The 14140-nt window shown below is 62.0% G+C and carries 21 protein-coding genes; 9 read left to right on the plus strand and 12 right to left on the minus strand.

Annotated features, from left to right (window positions below):
• Positions 1–321: 321 nt before the first annotated feature.
• Positions 322–744, plus strand: coding sequence for a DOPA 4,5-dioxygenase family protein (locus tag FJ423_RS23125; RefSeq protein ID WP_140845371.1), 423 nt, complete (start codon positions 322–324; stop codon positions 742–744).
• 186 nt (positions 745–930) lie between these two features.
• On the opposite strand, the gene FJ423_RS33675 is transcribed toward FJ423_RS23125, so the two are convergent.
• Positions 931–1101, minus strand: a complete 171-nt coding sequence (locus FJ423_RS33675) for a hypothetical protein (protein WP_181174875.1) — start codon at positions 1099–1101, stop codon at positions 931–933.
• Between the two features lie 198 nt (positions 1102–1299).
• On the minus strand, positions 1300–1575 hold the full coding sequence (locus tag FJ423_RS23135; protein ID WP_140845372.1) for a hypothetical protein: 276 nt from the start codon (positions 1573–1575) through the stop codon (positions 1300–1302).
• Between the two features lie 128 nt (positions 1576–1703).
• Here FJ423_RS23135 and FJ423_RS23140 point away from each other — a divergent pair, with 128 nt between their 5' ends.
• Positions 1704–1796 carry a putative RiPP precursor gene (locus FJ423_RS23140; RefSeq protein ID WP_140845373.1) on the plus strand — a complete coding sequence of 31 codons (93 nt, stop codon included), beginning with the start codon at positions 1704–1706 and terminating at the stop codon, positions 1794–1796.
• Between the two features lie 143 nt (positions 1797–1939).
• Positions 1940–2143: a KTSC domain-containing protein gene (locus FJ423_RS23145; protein WP_140845374.1), complete on the plus strand. Its 204-nt coding sequence runs from the start codon at positions 1940–1942 to the stop codon at positions 2141–2143.
• Between the two features lie 175 nt (positions 2144–2318).
• Here FJ423_RS23145 and FJ423_RS23155 read toward each other — a convergent pair whose 3' ends face one another.
• Positions 2319–2504: a DUF3606 domain-containing protein gene (locus FJ423_RS23155; protein ID WP_140845376.1), complete on the minus strand. Its 186-nt coding sequence runs from the start codon at positions 2502–2504 to the stop codon at positions 2319–2321.
• 126 nt (positions 2505–2630) lie between these two features.
• On the opposite strand from FJ423_RS23155, the gene FJ423_RS23160 reads away from it, so the two are divergent.
• The 3 genes from FJ423_RS23160 (at position 2631) to FJ423_RS23170 (ending at position 5054) form a co-directional block, all read left to right on the plus strand.
• The gene (locus FJ423_RS23160) at positions 2631–3500 is read left to right on the plus strand and encodes an RNA ligase family protein (protein WP_140845377.1); all 870 of its coding nucleotides are present in this window, start codon (positions 2631–2633) and stop codon (positions 3498–3500) included.
• Between the two features lie 73 nt (positions 3501–3573).
• Positions 3574–4398: a Ku protein gene (locus FJ423_RS23165; protein WP_140845378.1), complete on the plus strand. Its 825-nt coding sequence runs from the start codon at positions 3574–3576 to the stop codon at positions 4396–4398.
• Positions 4399–4460: 62 nt separating this feature from the next.
• Positions 4461–5054, plus strand: coding sequence for an SOS response-associated peptidase (locus FJ423_RS23170; RefSeq protein ID WP_140845379.1), 594 nt, complete (start codon positions 4461–4463; stop codon positions 5052–5054).
• Between the two features lies 1 nt (position 5055).
• On the opposite strand, the gene FJ423_RS23175 is transcribed toward FJ423_RS23170, so the two are convergent.
• Both FJ423_RS23175 and FJ423_RS23180 read right to left on the minus strand, forming a co-directional pair.
• Positions 5056–5319: a hypothetical protein gene (locus FJ423_RS23175; protein ID WP_140845380.1), complete on the minus strand. Its 264-nt coding sequence runs from the start codon at positions 5317–5319 to the stop codon at positions 5056–5058.
• A gap of 13 nt (positions 5320–5332) precedes the next feature.
• The gene (locus FJ423_RS23180; RefSeq protein ID WP_140845381.1) at positions 5333–5923 is read right to left on the minus strand and encodes a hypothetical protein; all 591 of its coding nucleotides are present in this window, start codon (positions 5921–5923) and stop codon (positions 5333–5335) included.
• 149 nt (positions 5924–6072) lie between these two features.
• On the opposite strand from FJ423_RS23180, the gene FJ423_RS23185 reads away from it, so the two are divergent.
• Positions 6073–6342: a hypothetical protein gene (locus FJ423_RS23185; protein ID WP_140845382.1), complete on the plus strand. Its 270-nt coding sequence runs from the start codon at positions 6073–6075 to the stop codon at positions 6340–6342.
• Positions 6343–6476: 134 nt separating this feature from the next.
• On the opposite strand, the gene FJ423_RS23190 is transcribed toward FJ423_RS23185, so the two are convergent.
• The gene (locus tag FJ423_RS23190) at positions 6477–6665 is read right to left on the minus strand and encodes a hypothetical protein (RefSeq protein WP_140845383.1); all 189 of its coding nucleotides are present in this window, start codon (positions 6663–6665) and stop codon (positions 6477–6479) included.
• A gap of 283 nt (positions 6666–6948) precedes the next feature.
• Positions 6949–7125: a hypothetical protein gene (locus tag FJ423_RS23195; protein ID WP_224548393.1), complete on the minus strand. Its 177-nt coding sequence runs from the start codon at positions 7123–7125 to the stop codon at positions 6949–6951.
• 357 nt (positions 7126–7482) lie between these two features.
• On the opposite strand from FJ423_RS23195, the gene FJ423_RS34650 reads away from it, so the two are divergent.
• Positions 7483–7614, plus strand: coding sequence for a hypothetical protein (locus tag FJ423_RS34650; protein ID WP_281408999.1), 132 nt, complete (start codon positions 7483–7485; stop codon positions 7612–7614).
• A gap of 397 nt (positions 7615–8011) precedes the next feature.
• Here the strand turns inward: FJ423_RS34650 and FJ423_RS23200 are convergent, their stop codons facing one another.
• The 4 genes from FJ423_RS23200 to FJ423_RS23215 all read right to left on the minus strand — a co-directional run bounded on the left by FJ423_RS23200 (position 8012) and on the right by FJ423_RS23215 (position 12034).
• Positions 8012–8257, minus strand: a complete 246-nt coding sequence (locus tag FJ423_RS23200; RefSeq protein ID WP_140845384.1) for a MoaD/ThiS family protein — start codon at positions 8255–8257, stop codon at positions 8012–8014.
• Between the two features lie 173 nt (positions 8258–8430).
• The gene (locus tag FJ423_RS23205) at positions 8431–10695 is read right to left on the minus strand and encodes a xanthine dehydrogenase family protein molybdopterin-binding subunit (RefSeq protein ID WP_140845385.1); all 2265 of its coding nucleotides are present in this window, start codon (positions 10693–10695) and stop codon (positions 8431–8433) included.
• Positions 10696–10697: 2 nt separating this feature from the next.
• Positions 10698–11174, minus strand: coding sequence for a (2Fe-2S)-binding protein (locus tag FJ423_RS23210; protein ID WP_095768250.1), 477 nt, complete (start codon positions 11172–11174; stop codon positions 10698–10700).
• The gene (locus FJ423_RS23215) at positions 11174–12034 is read right to left on the minus strand and encodes a xanthine dehydrogenase family protein subunit M (RefSeq protein WP_140845386.1); all 861 of its coding nucleotides are present in this window, start codon (positions 12032–12034) and stop codon (positions 11174–11176) included. Before FJ423_RS23215 ends, FJ423_RS23210 begins: the two co-directional genes overlap by 1 nt.
• A 301-nt stretch (positions 12035–12335) precedes the next feature.
• On the opposite strand from FJ423_RS23215, the gene FJ423_RS23220 reads away from it, so the two are divergent.
• Positions 12336–13316 (plus strand): GlxA family transcriptional regulator, encoded by a 981-nt coding sequence (locus FJ423_RS23220; protein ID WP_140845387.1) that lies wholly within the window; start codon positions 12336–12338, stop codon positions 13314–13316.
• A gap of 33 nt (positions 13317–13349) precedes the next feature.
• Here the strand turns inward: FJ423_RS23220 and FJ423_RS23225 are convergent, their stop codons facing one another.
• Positions 13350–14087 (minus strand): hypothetical protein, encoded by a 738-nt coding sequence (locus FJ423_RS23225; RefSeq protein ID WP_140845388.1) that lies wholly within the window; start codon positions 14085–14087, stop codon positions 13350–13352.
• Between the last annotated feature and the right edge of the window lie 53 nt (positions 14088–14140).

Raw genomic sequence — 14140 nt, forward strand, 5'->3', positions numbered from 1 at the left:
TCCTCTACCCCGTCGATCGGGGGAGAGGTGGCTCGGCGAAGCCGAGACGGAGTGGGGGTCGACCAGCGCTACATAAGGCAATGCATGCGCCAAGCTGCCATGCACGCTATCGCCAAAGGCCAGCCGCTTGGAACTATGCATGCCGCAGTGGGGAAATGTGGCTCGGCGCGCAGCGCCGAGACGGAGCGGGCCGGCATCTGCGATTACGGCCAAACGCGCCCATACTGAACAGTCTGTAGAGTGGCTCGCCGTTTCCATGAACCGAAGAACCGCCTAGAGTTCCGCACGACAGACTGGAACCACCGGGAGGGGACCATCGCGATGAACGAAGCCACGCCGCACGATCCGAGACCGCTTTCGGAAATCGCCAGCTATCACGCCCACATCTATTACGGCGATGAGGCGCAGCGGCGGCACGCCGAATGGCTGCGCCAGCGCATCGGCGAGCGTTTTCGCGTGCGCCTCGGCAACTGGCGCGACGAGCCGGTCGGCCCGCATGAGCAGGCCATGTACCAGGTCTCCTTCGCCACCGAGATCTTCGCCACGCTCGTTCCCTGGCTGATGCTGAACCACGGCGGCCTGAGCATCCTCATCCACCCCAACACCACCAACCCCAAGCGCGATCACCTGGTCGACCCGATCTGGATCGGCCGCGCGCTCGGCGTGCATGGGGAAGTGCTGGGGGAGGAGGATGAGGCGGAAGAGGCGCTAGAGGTGAATACTGAGCCGACGCTGGGGGTGTGAGGGGCACTCCGCAGGCTACGGCGTTCGGGCGTCAGATTAGCGGCGCACTTCTTTCCGCCCTTCGAACCAAGCTCTTTGGCGGCGGCGCTCTTGCCGTCGTCCGGCATGTCATCGCTTTCCTCGCCAGTCGCAATGCGCATGACGCGAACGGCGTTGCCGATCACGTCGGCGGGGCGCTTCTGGCCTTTAGGTCCGGTGGGCATCTCGCACTTCCATGATCTCGCGGTTCAACTCAGCTAACCAAGCTTCAATATTGGCCACGCGATCCTCGTAACCGGGAGGCTTTTCCCTCTGTATCTTCGCCAGAGTGCGCTTGAGCGCCACTCGCTGTTTCTCCAGATTGTCGAGGTCGACCACAAAGCCTCCTATGCTTTCCGGTAAGCATATAGAAGTTCGGCCCGTCAGACGACAGTCGCTCGACGGCGGTTGACGATTGGGTAACTTCAAACTGAGACACTACCCAAAGTTGGTCCATCCGACTTCTTTGCATTAATGAACGCGCTCTCAGACGAGAGCGAGGACCAGTAGCTCTCAGTGTATTTCTGAGATTCCGCCCTAGCTTCGCGCAGACGCCCTGCGCGGAATGTACAGAGCGTCCCCTGAAGGGACTTTCGCCGCGAATTGAAGCGTGAACAGAAGATGATTCTGGCCGTCTGTCACGTTCATGATCCAAGGCGTCATATGCTCCCAGAAGGACTGCTTGCTCTCGTTTATCATCTCGCCGGCTGCGCGCACGGCTTCTTGCCGCGCGGCATCCAAATCCGGGAGATCGACGCCTTCGTTGTCTGGGATGAATGTGCCGTTGTCGACGTGGAAGTAAAAGACGGGCATGCTGCTGTGGCCTGTTGAACAGGAGCAAAACTCACCGAGAACGACTTTGTTTCGTTATCTTGACAACCGGTGATAGCACAGGCCAATTTCACGCATTTGAGGTATCATCCACCCAGGGGGAGTTTTCCATGAAGAAAACCTACGAGAAGCCGGTCTTGAAGAGGCGGGAAAATCTGAGCGCCATCACGGCCGTTCCGCCATCATCGATTTTGGTCGACTGACCGAGATCGAAATGGTGAGACAACCCAATTTCGCCTTTCGATAGCCTGTCGGCTTCGGCCGGCGGGCTTTTTCATTGGCGCCTCTCTTCTGAAACAAAAGCCGCTGCCGCTCGTTTGCGAATCGCAGAGCCGGGCAGTGCGCCATGCCATCCACATCGATCAGGAAAACAGAATATGATCCGGCCAGCCGAGTTCTGTCGGTCTGGTTTGTAACCAGCGGTAAATGCTACGAGTTTGAAGATGTGCCGCCGGAGACTTATGCGGCGTTCCGATCTGCATTTGTCAAAGGCCGCTTTTTCAACGACCACATTCGCAATCACTTCCGTTATCGCCGCATTCGGGAGTAGCTGTCTAGTTCAAGAGGTTCATGCTCCGGCTGTACGTGCCAGATAACTTGCCGGAGGTCTCGTCGATCCACAATTTGCCCGCACGTCTCGCATCGGTAGGTATCGGGCGTGGCAGGCGCGCTTGGCTGGTCGTGCGCCGTGAAGGCGAACGGTCGGCCGAGATCGGAAAGTTTCGTCATCCGCGAAGCTTCCTTGCCTCGCGCTCCAACGTCTTTCTGTCGTTGCCGTGTTCTTTGATGAGATCCAGAACCTGCTCGGGGCTGATCCGGTGCTGCTTAGCGAAATAGCGCACCTCATAGTCCTCGTCAGCTGAAACTCGGTCGCGATCGCGAAAATCCCGTTTGGTTGTGTCGTCTGCCATCTTTGCATCTCCTGGCCTGTCATTGTGAACAATGGCGGCAAAGGAATGTTCCCATTAGCACTCGCTAATGGAACTGAAACGACCCTTCGCTATTGAATTGAACTTGAGTGATGCGTTGGGCTTTTCATGCGTAAACCGGTCCGGCTGTCTTTTATCCGTCCGATGGAGCCGGAACTGGTCGAGCAGGCGCCCAAGGGTGACGACTGGAGCCATGAAGTAAAATTCGACGGCTACAGAACGCAGCTCGTCAAGGACGACGAAGGCATCCGGCTTTTCACAAAGTCAGGCATCGACTGGACCGCCAAATACAAGCCGATCGCCAAGGAAGCCGAGGGCCTAAAAGCTGACAGCTTCATCATCGAGGGCGAGATGATCGTCACGAATGAAGCCGGCCTGGCGGACTTTCGTGCGCTCCGATCGGCCATCACCAGGCGCCCGCAAGACCTGTATCTCGTCGCCTTCGACCTCTTGCACCTCAACGGCCATGATCTGAGGGACATGGCGCTGAAGGACCGAAGGGAAATCCTAAAGGCACTCATCCCAGCCGGCGGCCATATCCAGTTCTCCGAAGCGCTGCCAGGCACTGGCGATGCCGTCTACCATTTGGCTTGCGATGCGAACCTGGAGGGCATTGTCTCGAAGCGCCTCGATAGCGTCTACCGCTCGGGTTCGACCATGCAGTGGCGCAAGATCAAATGCTTCGACGAGAAGGTGATGGAGATCATTGGCGTGCAGCGCGAGCGCGGCAAGCCGGCCATGGTGCTGATGGCCGACAAGGGCTGCTACGTGGGCGGCGCCTTCGTAACCTTCAAGGCGGACAAGCGGCAGCGCCTGTGGGACCAGGTGCAGGGCAGGGTCGGCGCCCCGCCGCCCAAGGGCCTGAAAAAGGAAAAGGCTGAATGGCTCAAGCCGGGTCTATCGGGCAGAGTGCGGTTTCTGAAGGGCGAAGAGCAGCTTCGCCACGCGATGCTTAAGGATTTCTGGGAGGACGAATGATGCCCAGCGCGGAACCATTGTGGCGAGGCCAAGTTTCCCCCGTCAGAATGTTCCAACGATCATGGTTGATTAAATGGCGGCACCGCGCGCGGTATGGAAGGGCTTCCTCAAGGTCGGATCGGTGACTTGTGGCGTGAAGCTGGTCGGCGCCACCACCGAAACCGGCAAGGTCCATTTCAAGATCCTGAACCGCAAAGACGGACTTCCCGTCAAGAGCGCCTATGTCGACGAAGGGACCGGCGAGGTGGTTCCCGCGGAAGACCAGATCAAAGGCTACGAGGCGGATAAGGGCGAGTTCCTCGAAATAGAGCCGGACGAGATCAAGAAGCTCAAGCTCACCTCGCACCATACGCTGGAGGTCGACGGCTTCGTTGCGATCGACGATATCGACACACGATATCTTGAAAAGCCTTATTACGTCATTCCGGCCGACGGTGCCGCTGCCGAGTCATTCAATGTGCTTCGCGAAGCCATGGCCAAGAAGCGGGTAGCCGCTCGATCCTGCGTTGTTCTTTACCAGCGGGGCCGAGAAGTCGTGATCCAACCCTTTGGCAAGGGAATGCTGCTGACCGAACTGCGCACGCATAACGAGATGATTTCGGAAGAGAGCGTCTTTGCGGATCTGAATAGCCCCAAATTCGACAATGACCTTCTGGAGATCGCCGGGCTGCTGATCGACAAGAAAGTCACGAAGTTCGACCCGTCGAAGTTCGAGGACACGTATGAGGATGCGCTGATCGCCATGATCGATGCCAAGCGCAAGGGCAAGAAGCCGCCCAAGCCGACCCCGCCGCCCAAGGAAAACGTGGTCGATCTGGCGACCGTCCTGAAAAAGAGCCTGGCCAAGGAAGGCATAAAGGACCGGCCAAAGGCAAAGCCGGCACGAAAATCAGCGTAGCGGCCGCATCTCTCACGGTGATAAACGGGCGGAGCCGCCCATTTTCTTGGTCAGGGGACAGCATGTGCAACGACTATGAGCAGCATGTCGCCTGGGCAGAATACTGCCGAATGATGGCTTCGCTGGCGTTGAAGATTCCAGCTCATCAGACTGAACTCGATCTTCCCCAAGCTGACGATATCCGCATCAACGATCCGGCGCCAATCATGCGCGCTATCGGCGACGAGGTTGAACTTGCGTCGATGACTTTCGGTTTCCCGCCCGCCGGCCCGAAAGGAGGGCCGGTGTTCAACTTCCGCTCCGAAGGCCGCCGTTTCGCTGACAGCAAACGCTGCCTCGTGCCGGCGTCGGCGTTTTTCGAGTTCACGGGCACGAAATATCCAAAAGCCAAACACCGCTTCATTCTGAACGGCGCTTCATTCCTGGCCATTGCCGGACTCTGGCGTGAGGCGGCTGGCAACAAGCCCCCCACCTTCACTATGCTCACTACCGATCCCGGACCTGATGTCACGCCGTATCACAACAGGCAGGTCGTTGTTCTTCAGCCAGAGAATTGGAGCGCTTGGCTCGATCTCTCGAAACCGGAGAGCGAGTTGTTACGACCGTTGCCGGCAGGATCGCTTTCGGTCGAGACCGTGCGACCGGAACGTTCGTGATCTATTCCATGTCGGGCACGTCGCCACTCGCGAACAGGGTGTTCGGTGGGCCATAGTCCCCGAGCGCCGGATCGGCATCCCGGCTCCATGCAATGACCCCAACGTGCTTGCTAGCCAATGCGCTTGCTATTCGGATCGCGCGCTCTTCGCTTTGCTGATCGGTCGGGCCGTACACAGGGAATAGCTCGCCGTCATCGCCGCGGTCGAATGCGACAACGACAATGAGCTTCGGTTTTTTCTGCTCTGGAAGGACGTGGGTCGACATTCGACGGCCTTTCTCAGTTCAGGGGTGCTGATCCCGCTTCGAGCGCATCTATCGCGTCGAACACCGCTTGGCGCTTTGGCTCAATAGGCTCCTCTGGGTGGAAGCGTGCGAGTGATAACGAGGAATGGGCAACCGTTACAGCGCTGACGAGTTCCTGCGCTTTCGAACTGTCCGGAACCTCTGCAGTGGCGGCGAGCGCCAGAAAAAATACCCGATCGTCAACGGTCTCCCCTTGGCCATCCTCCGCTTGGACGATCTCGCGCATTCGCGTCAGCGCGGTCGCGCGGTCAGTTAGCTCCGTCTCGGGATCGTGCAGTAGCTGTAGGCCGTGAACCTGCATGCGTTTCTCCTCCGACCAGCCTTCGCAACAAGCTTCGATGGCGGCATTGCTTGCCTCCCACCAAACCTCCGCCGCAGCATACTCGTCTTCAGAGGGCTCTTGGTCCGGCGGAAAGCCCATATCGTCCCATCGCTCGACAGCGAACGAGCCGCTGGCTGCGTCTTCTGCTGTCATGCCGGCGCGGTCGAGCACTGCTGTTGCAGCGGCGATACCGCGATGTTTTTCTTCAGGAGTGGCGCCCCTGGCGTTCATCATAATATCCATGACCGGCCTCCGTGTGGCTGTCAGGCTCATAGTGAACAAAATGAGAACATAGGAGTCAATAGGTTCTTGACCAGAGAGGAATATGTTCCTCATTTCAGAGGATGCCGGAACAACCCGAAAAGTGGCCGCGAGGTCAGGCTTGGACGCTGATGCATGCCCACGAGGCAGGGCAGATCGCCCGCATTTCCTGTGGCCACTGCCACATCACACGCCACTACAAGCCGATCGAGTTGCGCGAGGTCGTCGGCAACGTCACCATCGACCAGGTGCGAGGAAAAATACGTTGTCAGGCCTGCGGCAAGCGCGAGTGGATGTCGGCCGAACTCTTCCATGCCTACGGGCAGGAGCTTGTGACCATCCGTTTTCGGCGCCTGAAGGAAATACGATGGGAAAGGCGTGTCATTTGGCGCGACGAATAGCGGCTAAGGGCTGCATTGGCAGCAGCAACGTAACAGGGTCTTGGCCTCGATATCGTGCCTTGCCTTGCCCCGGCGAGGCGCCCAGCGCGTTCCAGCGGGTGATGTTGGCAAGCTAGGGCCGACCCTTCCGGCCCTCAACCCTCGTCCGGCACCACAAAGGAAAGCGCGATCAGGTCGTCGACGTCGATGCCGCCATGGCCATTGTCCAGCACGTCCGCGACCTTTTGAAAGGCCAGCATGTCATCCATGCTGAGCTTGGCTTCCCTCAGCCTGTCTTGTAAGCCCGCCACTTTGGTTTCCAGGATCCTGGACGTCTCGATCATGCTTGCCTCCGTTGCTGTCCAACGCCGCGTTCCACACGCTCAGCATCAGGCACGTGAACACGACCGGCCCGATGAAAAGGCCGATCGCCACGGCCGCCGCAATGCCCATCCGCTCCGCTTTCGCGGTGACCTTTGCAAAGCCGTCATCGGCCGGGACGAGGATGGGAAGACCGCGGTGATGGAGCGCGCTGTTGTCGTTCACGGCCGTCGGGGGCATCTCCCACCGCTCTCGGAAAGGAAGCTGCTGCTCGCCAAAGGGTTCGCGGGCACTCATCCGCATAGGTCACACCCCCGAAAACGCCGCCTTGCCGTGGCGTTCGAAAAGCGCCAGCTTGGCCGAATAGCCAAGCCTGAGCTTGGTCTTGCAGGCATCGCACCGGAAGGTGCTCACCGACTTGAACCATGAACCGTTCCTGATGATCGGCCGGCGGCAATTCGGGCATTCATAGCGGAGACTCACGTCCCGCAACTCCTCGGAAATCGACATTGTCCACCTCTGTCCCCAGCCCCTGTTCTTTCTTCGGATGCCCACCACCTGGGAGCAGGTGGCGGGCGATCCAGCCAACTGACGATGAAGGGACTGATTGCTCGTCAGCGCAGCCCTAATGAGATCGCAGGGATTATGTTTCGCGCGATGGACCAATGCGCTGGCGAATGGGACCTCAGTCGGAGAGAGGGCCCATCTGTGGAACCCAACGTTCTTCGGCGCCTGTCATGGGCAGGCGGGGTCTGGACTTCTCAGATCCATTCCGAGCCATAGGAACATTAGCGCGCCCTAAGGGTTCTCTCAGCAAGGATCGCACACCCAGGTGGAACCATGGCCGAGTTGGTATTTGCTTTTGTGTACTATTCGGGGCTGACCGGCCACGACATGCTGGCTGCGGTCGTGTCTTTGACCGCGGGGCTTCTTCTCTACAACGTCGTGCGCGAAGACCGGCCAAACCGATAACCAGCCCGATAGTCATGAGCGGGCCGGCTCGTGTCCGCGAGCCGGGGCCTGACCGGCGGGGGCACCGATTGAATACAGGGCGCCTGCCGAACGAAGGACGCTTGGAGCAGCCGCCTAAGGAACATTAGCGCATGCTAATTATTAATCCTCCATAGGAGGACCTGCCATGCACAGCATTATCTATCTCATCGGCCTTGTCGTCGTCATTCTCGCTATCTTGAGCTTTTTCGGGCTTAGACGGTAAGGGCCAGCTCAAGCGGCCGGCACGGTCGCCAGACAGTCTGCTATCTGTCGATGCATTCGTCGCCGCCCGTTGCCGAAGTCAAACGGCAGCGGGAACTGCGTGAGCCGCTCGACAGCCAATGGTAGGCGTTGTGACGGCCAGCCGCCGGTTCACTCACCCTCCAGCCAGCCGCGGCAGCAGGAAAATCTCCGCGTCCTCGGGCAACTCCTTGCTCCACGTATCCCGATAGATCGTCCCGTCGATCGCCACGGCGATTCCCCGATCGATCCACGGCTCGATCCCGGGATACTGTTCCGCCAGCTTGCGGAACAGCTCCCTTATGTCCTTGGCCTCGATCTCGTGCTTGGCCTTGCCGCCGGCGACGGCGCTGAGCGAGCCCCAGAGGGTGACCTCGACCATTAGCGCCTCAAGGTGCGTCGATATTCAGGTGAGGCCGGCCTGCGAATGAAGGCTTCCTGCGCTTCCGGTGCTCACGTACGTCAAGTACGCTCCGCTCCGGTTTCTCGGAAGCCATCATTCTCGGCTCGGCCTGACCTGAATCTCAACACACCTTGCCCTAGCTTGGATACCTCTCAGCCCTCCCGCTCCGCCTCCAGCGCCGCCAGGATGCGCGGCGGCGACATCGGTATGTGGGTCATTCGCACGCCGACCGCGTTCGACACCGCATTGGCGATCGCCGCCAGCGGCGGCACGATCGAGGTTTCGCCCACGCCGCGCACGCCATAAGGATGGTTGGGGTTGGGAATTTCCAGGATCTGCGTGTCGATCATCGGCAGGTCGGAGCAGACCGGGATGCGGTAGTCGAGGAAGCCGGCATTCTGCAGCCGTCCGTCCTTGCCGTAGATATACTCCTCGTTGAGCGCCCAGCCGATGCCTTGCGCGGCGCCGCCCTGGTACTGGCCCTCGACATAGGTCGGGTGCACCGCCTTGCCGGCGTCCTGCACCACCGTGTAGCGGATCACCCTGGTTGCGCCGGTCTCGGGGTCGACCTCGATGTCGCAGATATGGGTGGCGAAGGAAACGCCGGCGCCGTCGGCGACGAGCTCGCTATGGCCGGCGATCGGCCCGCCGGTCGTGCCCGACTTGGCCGCGATGTCCTTCAGTGACAGCGGCGAGAGGTTGCCGTATTTCTCGCCCTTGGCGATGGCGTGGCCCTTTTCCCAGGTAACGTCCTCCACCGGGATGTCCCACATCTGCGCGGCGCGATCCTTGAGGATCTTGATCGCGTTGCGGGCGGCCGAGATCGTCGCCATCGACGAGGAGAAGGTGCCGCGGCTGCCGTCGGTCATGTCATTGTAGCCGAGAGAAGAGGTGTCGGCGACGATCGCCTTGACCTGGCTGTAGTCGATGCCGAGCTCCTCCGCCGCCACCAGCGACAGCGAGGCGCGGGACCCGCCGACATCGACGGTGCCGACGGCCAGCGACACCGTGCCGTCCATGCCGATGTTCAGATCCGTGCAGGTCTGGCCGCCGAAGTTGAACCAGAAGCCGCAAGCCATGCCGCGCCCCTGGTTGGCCTTCAGCGGCGCCTTCATATGCGGATGGCTCTTCACCGCCTCCAGCGTCGGCCCGATGCCGATCGGTCCGTAGACCGGGCCGTAGGACGAGCGCGTGCCTTCCTGCGCGGCGTTCTTGATGCGGAAGTCCACCGCATCCATGCCGAGCTCCTTGGCGAGCTCGTCCACCGCGCTTTCCACGGCAAAGGCCGCCATCGGCGCGGAGGGCGCGCGATAGGCCGCGGTCTTGGGCCGGTTGACCAGCACTTCGTAGCCGACGGTCTTGACGTTCTCGAGCTTGTAGCAGGCGAAAGCGGTCATCGCGCCGATCTCGGCCCAGGAGCCAGCATAGGGACCGCAGCTATAGCGCAGCGTCGCTTCCGCCGCGGTGATCGTGCCGTCCTTCCTGGCGCCGATCTTGACGTCGATCGAGGTGGCGCTGGTTGGCCCTGAGGCGCGAAAAACCTCGTCGCGGGTCATCACCAGTTTTACGGGACGGCCGGCCTTGCGCGACAGCGCCAGCGCCACCGGCTCGGCCCAGACATGGGTCTTGCCGCCGAAACCGCCGCCGATCTCCGACGAGGTGACGCGCAGCTTCGAGGCTTCGAGCCCAAGCAGTTGGGCGCAATGCTGGCGGTAGACGAAATGGCCTTGCGTGCAGACCCACAGATCCGCCGTGCCGTCCGGGTTGACGCTCGCAACGCAGGCATGCGGCTCGATATAGCCCTGATGCGTCTGCTCGGTCTTGAACGAGCGCTCGACGATGAAATCGGCCTCGGCGAAACCCTTGTGGACATCGCCATGGCCGAACTGGGTGCGCTTGGTGACGTTGGAGGGCTTGGCCGGCTTTTCCTCCAGGCCCTCGGTATAGACCTGGTCGTTGATCAGCGGCGCGTGGTGCTGGGCTGCCTCGTCGACATCGGTGACATGCGGCAGCACCTCATAGTCGACCTCGATCAGCTTCAGCGCCTGGCGGGCGGTGCGGGCGTCGATCGCCGCCACCGCGGCCACCGCATGGCCGTCATAGAGCGCCTTCTTGCGCGCCATGCAGTTGTCGAGGATGTCGTACATGGCGGCATCGCCGTCGGTGAGGTCGGGCAGGTCCTTGGCCGTGATCACCGCCTTCACGCCGGCGAGCTTTTCCGCCTTCGACGTGTTGATGCTTTTGATCACCGCATGCGCGTGCGGGCTGCGCAGCACGCGGCCAACCAGCTGGCCGGCCATGTTGAAGTCGGCGCCGTAGCGGGCGCGGCCGGTCACCTTGTCGATGCCGTCGGGGCGGATAGGCCGCGTGCCGACCGAGGAAAAATTGCGTCCGGAGTAGCGCGGATCGAAATTCATGATCAGGCTCCCTTCATCACGTTGGCCGCATCCTGGACGGCGCGCACGATCTTGTCATAGCCGGTGCAGCGGCAGAGATTGCCGGCGAGCCCAAAGCGGATTTCCTCCTCGGTGGGCGAGGGGTTCTTCTCCAGCAGGTCCTTGGCCGCGATCAGGAAGCCCGGCGTGCAGATGCCGCATTGCAAGGCCGCATGCTCCAGGAATTTCTGCTGCAGCGGATGCAGCTGGTCGCCATGCGCCATGCCTTCGATGGTCTCAACCTTGCGGCCCTCGGCTTCTGCGCCCAGCACCAGGCAGGAGCAGACCAGCCTGCCGTCGACGATGACGCTGCAGGCGCCGCAGTCGCCGGTGCCGCAGCCTTCCTTGGCGCCGGTGAGCCCCAGCCGGTCGCGCAGCACGTCCAGCAGCGTCTCATCGGGCTGGCACAGATACTCGACGGCGTCGCCGTTGATCGTGGTTGATACAGCTATACCGGCCATTATTTGCCTCCCGCACGCTTGTAGGCGGTCGTTGCGGCTCTCTGTGCCAGCACGCCCGCGACTTTCCGTCTGAATTCGATGGTGCCGCGCTTGTCGTCGATCGGGCGGCAGGCGCCGGAGCAGATCTTCGCCAGCCGCTCCAGCGTTTCTTCGTCGAGCTTCGAGCCGACCAGCACTTGCCCGGCTTCTTCGACCAGAAGCACCGTGGGTGCGGCGGCGCCGAGCGCCACGCGGGCGGTCTTGATCGCGCCCTTCTCGTCCAGCGTCAGGTTGACGCCGGCGCTCACCACCGCGATGTCCATCTCGGTACGCGGAATGAAGCGCAGATAGGCGTCGCCCGCATGCTCAGGCCGCTTGTCGAGCAGGATCGCCTCGATCATCTCGCCCTTGGCCAAAGATGTGCGGCCGGGTCCGGTCGGCACGGCTTCCACGGCAATCGTGCGCTTGCCCGAAGGCCCGGCGACGACTGCTTGTGCCGCGGCCGCGACCAGCGCCGGCACGCTGTCGGCGGCGGGCGAGGCGTTGCAAAGATTGCCGGTGATGGTGCAGCGGCCCTGCACCTGCTTGGAGCCGATCAGGTTGGCCGCCTCGACCACGCCCGGCCATGCCTGCTTGAGCGCCTTGTTCTCGCCCAGCACCGCGCAGGGCACCGCGGCGCCGATCCGAAAACCGTCGGCCGTTTCGGCAATGTCGGCTAGGCCGCCGATCGCCTTGATGTCGACGATCAGCTCGGGCTCGATGAAGCCGCCCTTCATCCTCACCAAAAGATCGCTGCCCCCGGCCAGGATCGCGGCCGGGCCTACTGCCTTGGCGAGCTCGCCAACGGCATCTTCGATTGAAAGCGGACGTATGTAACGCATCGTCTCCCCTTGGTGGTCATAATCGGATCGCCCGTTATAAAGCGTCTGGTTATAATGGCCATCCCGTTCGTGCATGTCCGGGTTGGGCCAGAGCCCTATTCCAGATGCGCCCAGAGGGCGGGCCAGGGCCAGGCCGCGCGACAGAGCCGGATGCGGCAATCGCCCAGGCGGAGCCATTCATGCGATTAACGCCACGCGCGTCGCCTATTGCCTGCGTGGCGGCGTTGGCGAAGCAGCGCCGACCGTGCGGAATGGTCGAAGATGGCTTTGAGACAAGGCAGGGGCGTCGGCTCGCAAAAACATGGCCAAGAAATTCGCATTTCTTTTGGTGCGCGATTTCACCTTGTCGCCGCTGTCGCTGTTCATCGACACGCTGAGACTCGCCGGCGACGAGGGCGACCGCAGCCGCAGGATCGAGTTCGACTGGGAGATCGTCGGCGAGCGCGGCCTGCCGATCCGCGCCAGCTGCGGCGTCGAATTGCTGCCAACGAGAGCGATGGGCAATCCGGAGGATTTCGACAATGTCGTGGTGGTCGGCGGCCTGCTCGACACCAGCCGCAAGCTGAGTTCGGAAAAGGAGGCGTTCCTGTTGCGCGCCGCGCAGCGGGGCGTGCCGCTCACCGCGCTCTGCACCGGCAGCTTCGTGCTGGCGCGCTACGGCCTGCTCGACGGCTACAGCGCCGCAGTCAGCTGGTTCCACATCAAGGATTTTCGCGCCGAGTTCCCCGATGTGAACGCCCATGCCGACAGCCTCTATTCCGTCGACCGCGGCCGCGCCACCTGCGCCGGCGGCACGGGCGCGGCCGACCTTGCCGGCTATTTCGTCTCGCAATTCATCGGCCGGAAGGCGGCGGAGAAGGCGGCCAAGATCCTCGTGCTCGACCGCATCCGCTCCAGCCGCGACGTGCAGCCGGTCGGCGACCTTTTTCCAGCGGCCGCGAGCCGCGCGGTGAAGCGGGCGCTGCTTCTGATGGAAAGCAATCTGCAGGAGCCGATCCCGATCGCCGAGATCGCCGCCAGGCAGAACTGCTCGCGCCGCCAGCTCGAGCGCTTGTTCGGCGCCGAGCTCGGCATCGGCCCGATGGCCGCCTATCTGGCGCTGCGGGTGCATTACGCCAGGTCGCTGCTGGAAGGCAGCGACCTCGCGATCGGCGAGATCGCTTATCGCTGCGGCTTTGCCAATGCCGGCCATTTCAGCCGTGTCTTTCGCCAGCAGGCCGGCATCACGCCGACCAATCTCAGGCACCCGAACCGGGCAGCGGCGAGTGACATCGCCAGATAGCGGTCCCTGTGCACGACTTCGGCAAGCTGGTTTCTATGTCACGGCGATGACCTTCCCCGTCGCACCAAGGCGACACAGGACCTTCGCTTGTCGAACTTGGATGCCGCCTGGAAGCGCATAGTTTATTCGCACCTCGATCGGCGCCGCCAGACCGGCTTTGCGTTGGCGCATCGGACCGGCGCTAACCGCGGATACGCGCACAGCACCAAGCGGCGTCGTGGCCGACATGATCGCCGCGCGGCAAGCGTTCACGACTTTGGGCGGCGTGCCTGGCTTCGCTTTCAACGATACAAGGGGCGCAAAAGGATAGCCCGCTCCAAACCGCCCGAACTCCCCGCCACGTGCGCTGGAAGGTTTGAGGATGGATGGCAGGCTGATCGCGGTTGTTGCGCTTTTTGCTGAGAAAACGGTGGGGTTGTCGGGGGACACGGTGTCCCCGGTGCCTGACGTTGCGGTGCCAGCACCTCTCGACACGCCGGCGCTTGCGCTGCCTGCCGCGTCACCCGTCGAAACGCTGGCGCCGATGGACCCGGTACCAGCGTTTGCGGACGCGCTAAGGCTTGCTCCTCCTGCGCCTGCCGACGCGCCAACGCTTGCGCCGCCCAAGCCGCCGACACTTGCCCCCAAGCCAGCGGAGACACCTTGTGATCCGGCGCTCACGCCAGCGCCGACGCCAATGCCGCCGACCTTGCCGCCACCGCCGATATCAAGGGCGGCCGCCGGTCCGGTAGCGGCTGCGATCATCAAGGCGACCGCCACGTATTTGCCCATTTCAGGACCCCTCCTGGGCATGCGTTCGTGCCAATCCAAATGTACTGCTGACC

The sequence above is a fragment of the Mesorhizobium sp. B2-8-9 genome (genome assembly GCF_006439475.1).
Taxonomy (GTDB): domain Bacteria; phylum Pseudomonadota; class Alphaproteobacteria; order Rhizobiales; family Rhizobiaceae; genus Mesorhizobium.

Coding starts and splice junctions, on each gene's coding strand:
- FJ423_RS23225 (WP_140845388.1), bottom strand. CDS start 14,087: ATGGGCAAATACGTGGCGGTCGCCTTGATGATCGCAGCCGCTACCGGA.
- FJ423_RS23135 (WP_140845372.1), bottom strand. CDS start 1,575: ATGCCCGTCTTTTACTTCCACGTCGACAACGGCACATTCATCCCAGAC.
- FJ423_RS23155 (WP_140845376.1), bottom strand. CDS start 2,504: ATGGCAGACGACACAACCAAACGGGATTTTCGCGATCGCGACCGAGTT.
- FJ423_RS23190 (WP_140845383.1), bottom strand. CDS start 6,665: ATGATCGAGACGTCCAGGATCCTGGAAACCAAAGTGGCGGGCTTACAA.
- FJ423_RS23140 (WP_140845373.1), top strand. CDS start 1,704: ATGAAGAAAACCTACGAGAAGCCGGTCTTGAAGAGGCGGGAAAATCTG.
- FJ423_RS23200 (WP_140845384.1), bottom strand. CDS start 8,257: ATGGTCGAGGTCACCCTCTGGGGCTCGCTCAGCGCCGTCGCCGGCGGC.
- FJ423_RS23180 (WP_140845381.1), bottom strand. CDS start 5,923: ATGGATATTATGATGAACGCCAGGGGCGCCACTCCTGAAGAAAAACAT.
- FJ423_RS23170 (WP_140845379.1), top strand. CDS start 4,461: ATGTGCAACGACTATGAGCAGCATGTCGCCTGGGCAGAATACTGCCGA.
- FJ423_RS23215 (WP_140845386.1), bottom strand. CDS start 12,034: ATGCGTTACATACGTCCGCTTTCAATCGAAGATGCCGTTGGCGAGCTC.
- FJ423_RS34650 (WP_281408999.1), top strand. CDS start 7,483: ATGGCCGAGTTGGTATTTGCTTTTGTGTACTATTCGGGGCTGACCGGC.
- FJ423_RS23125 (WP_140845371.1), top strand. CDS start 322: ATGAACGAAGCCACGCCGCACGATCCGAGACCGCTTTCGGAAATCGCC.
- FJ423_RS23185 (WP_140845382.1), top strand. CDS start 6,073: ATGCATGCCCACGAGGCAGGGCAGATCGCCCGCATTTCCTGTGGCCAC.
- FJ423_RS23210 (WP_095768250.1), bottom strand. CDS start 11,174: ATGGCCGGTATAGCTGTATCAACCACGATCAACGGCGACGCCGTCGAG.
- FJ423_RS23160 (WP_140845377.1), top strand. CDS start 2,631: ATGCGTAAACCGGTCCGGCTGTCTTTTATCCGTCCGATGGAGCCGGAA.
- FJ423_RS23165 (WP_140845378.1), top strand. CDS start 3,574: ATGGCGGCACCGCGCGCGGTATGGAAGGGCTTCCTCAAGGTCGGATCG.
- FJ423_RS23220 (WP_140845387.1), top strand. CDS start 12,336: ATGGCCAAGAAATTCGCATTTCTTTTGGTGCGCGATTTCACCTTGTCG.
- FJ423_RS23175 (WP_140845380.1), bottom strand. CDS start 5,319: ATGTCGACCCACGTCCTTCCAGAGCAGAAAAAACCGAAGCTCATTGTC.
- FJ423_RS23205 (WP_140845385.1), bottom strand. CDS start 10,695: ATGAATTTCGATCCGCGCTACTCCGGACGCAATTTTTCCTCGGTCGGC.
- FJ423_RS23145 (WP_140845374.1), top strand. CDS start 1,940: ATGCCATCCACATCGATCAGGAAAACAGAATATGATCCGGCCAGCCGA.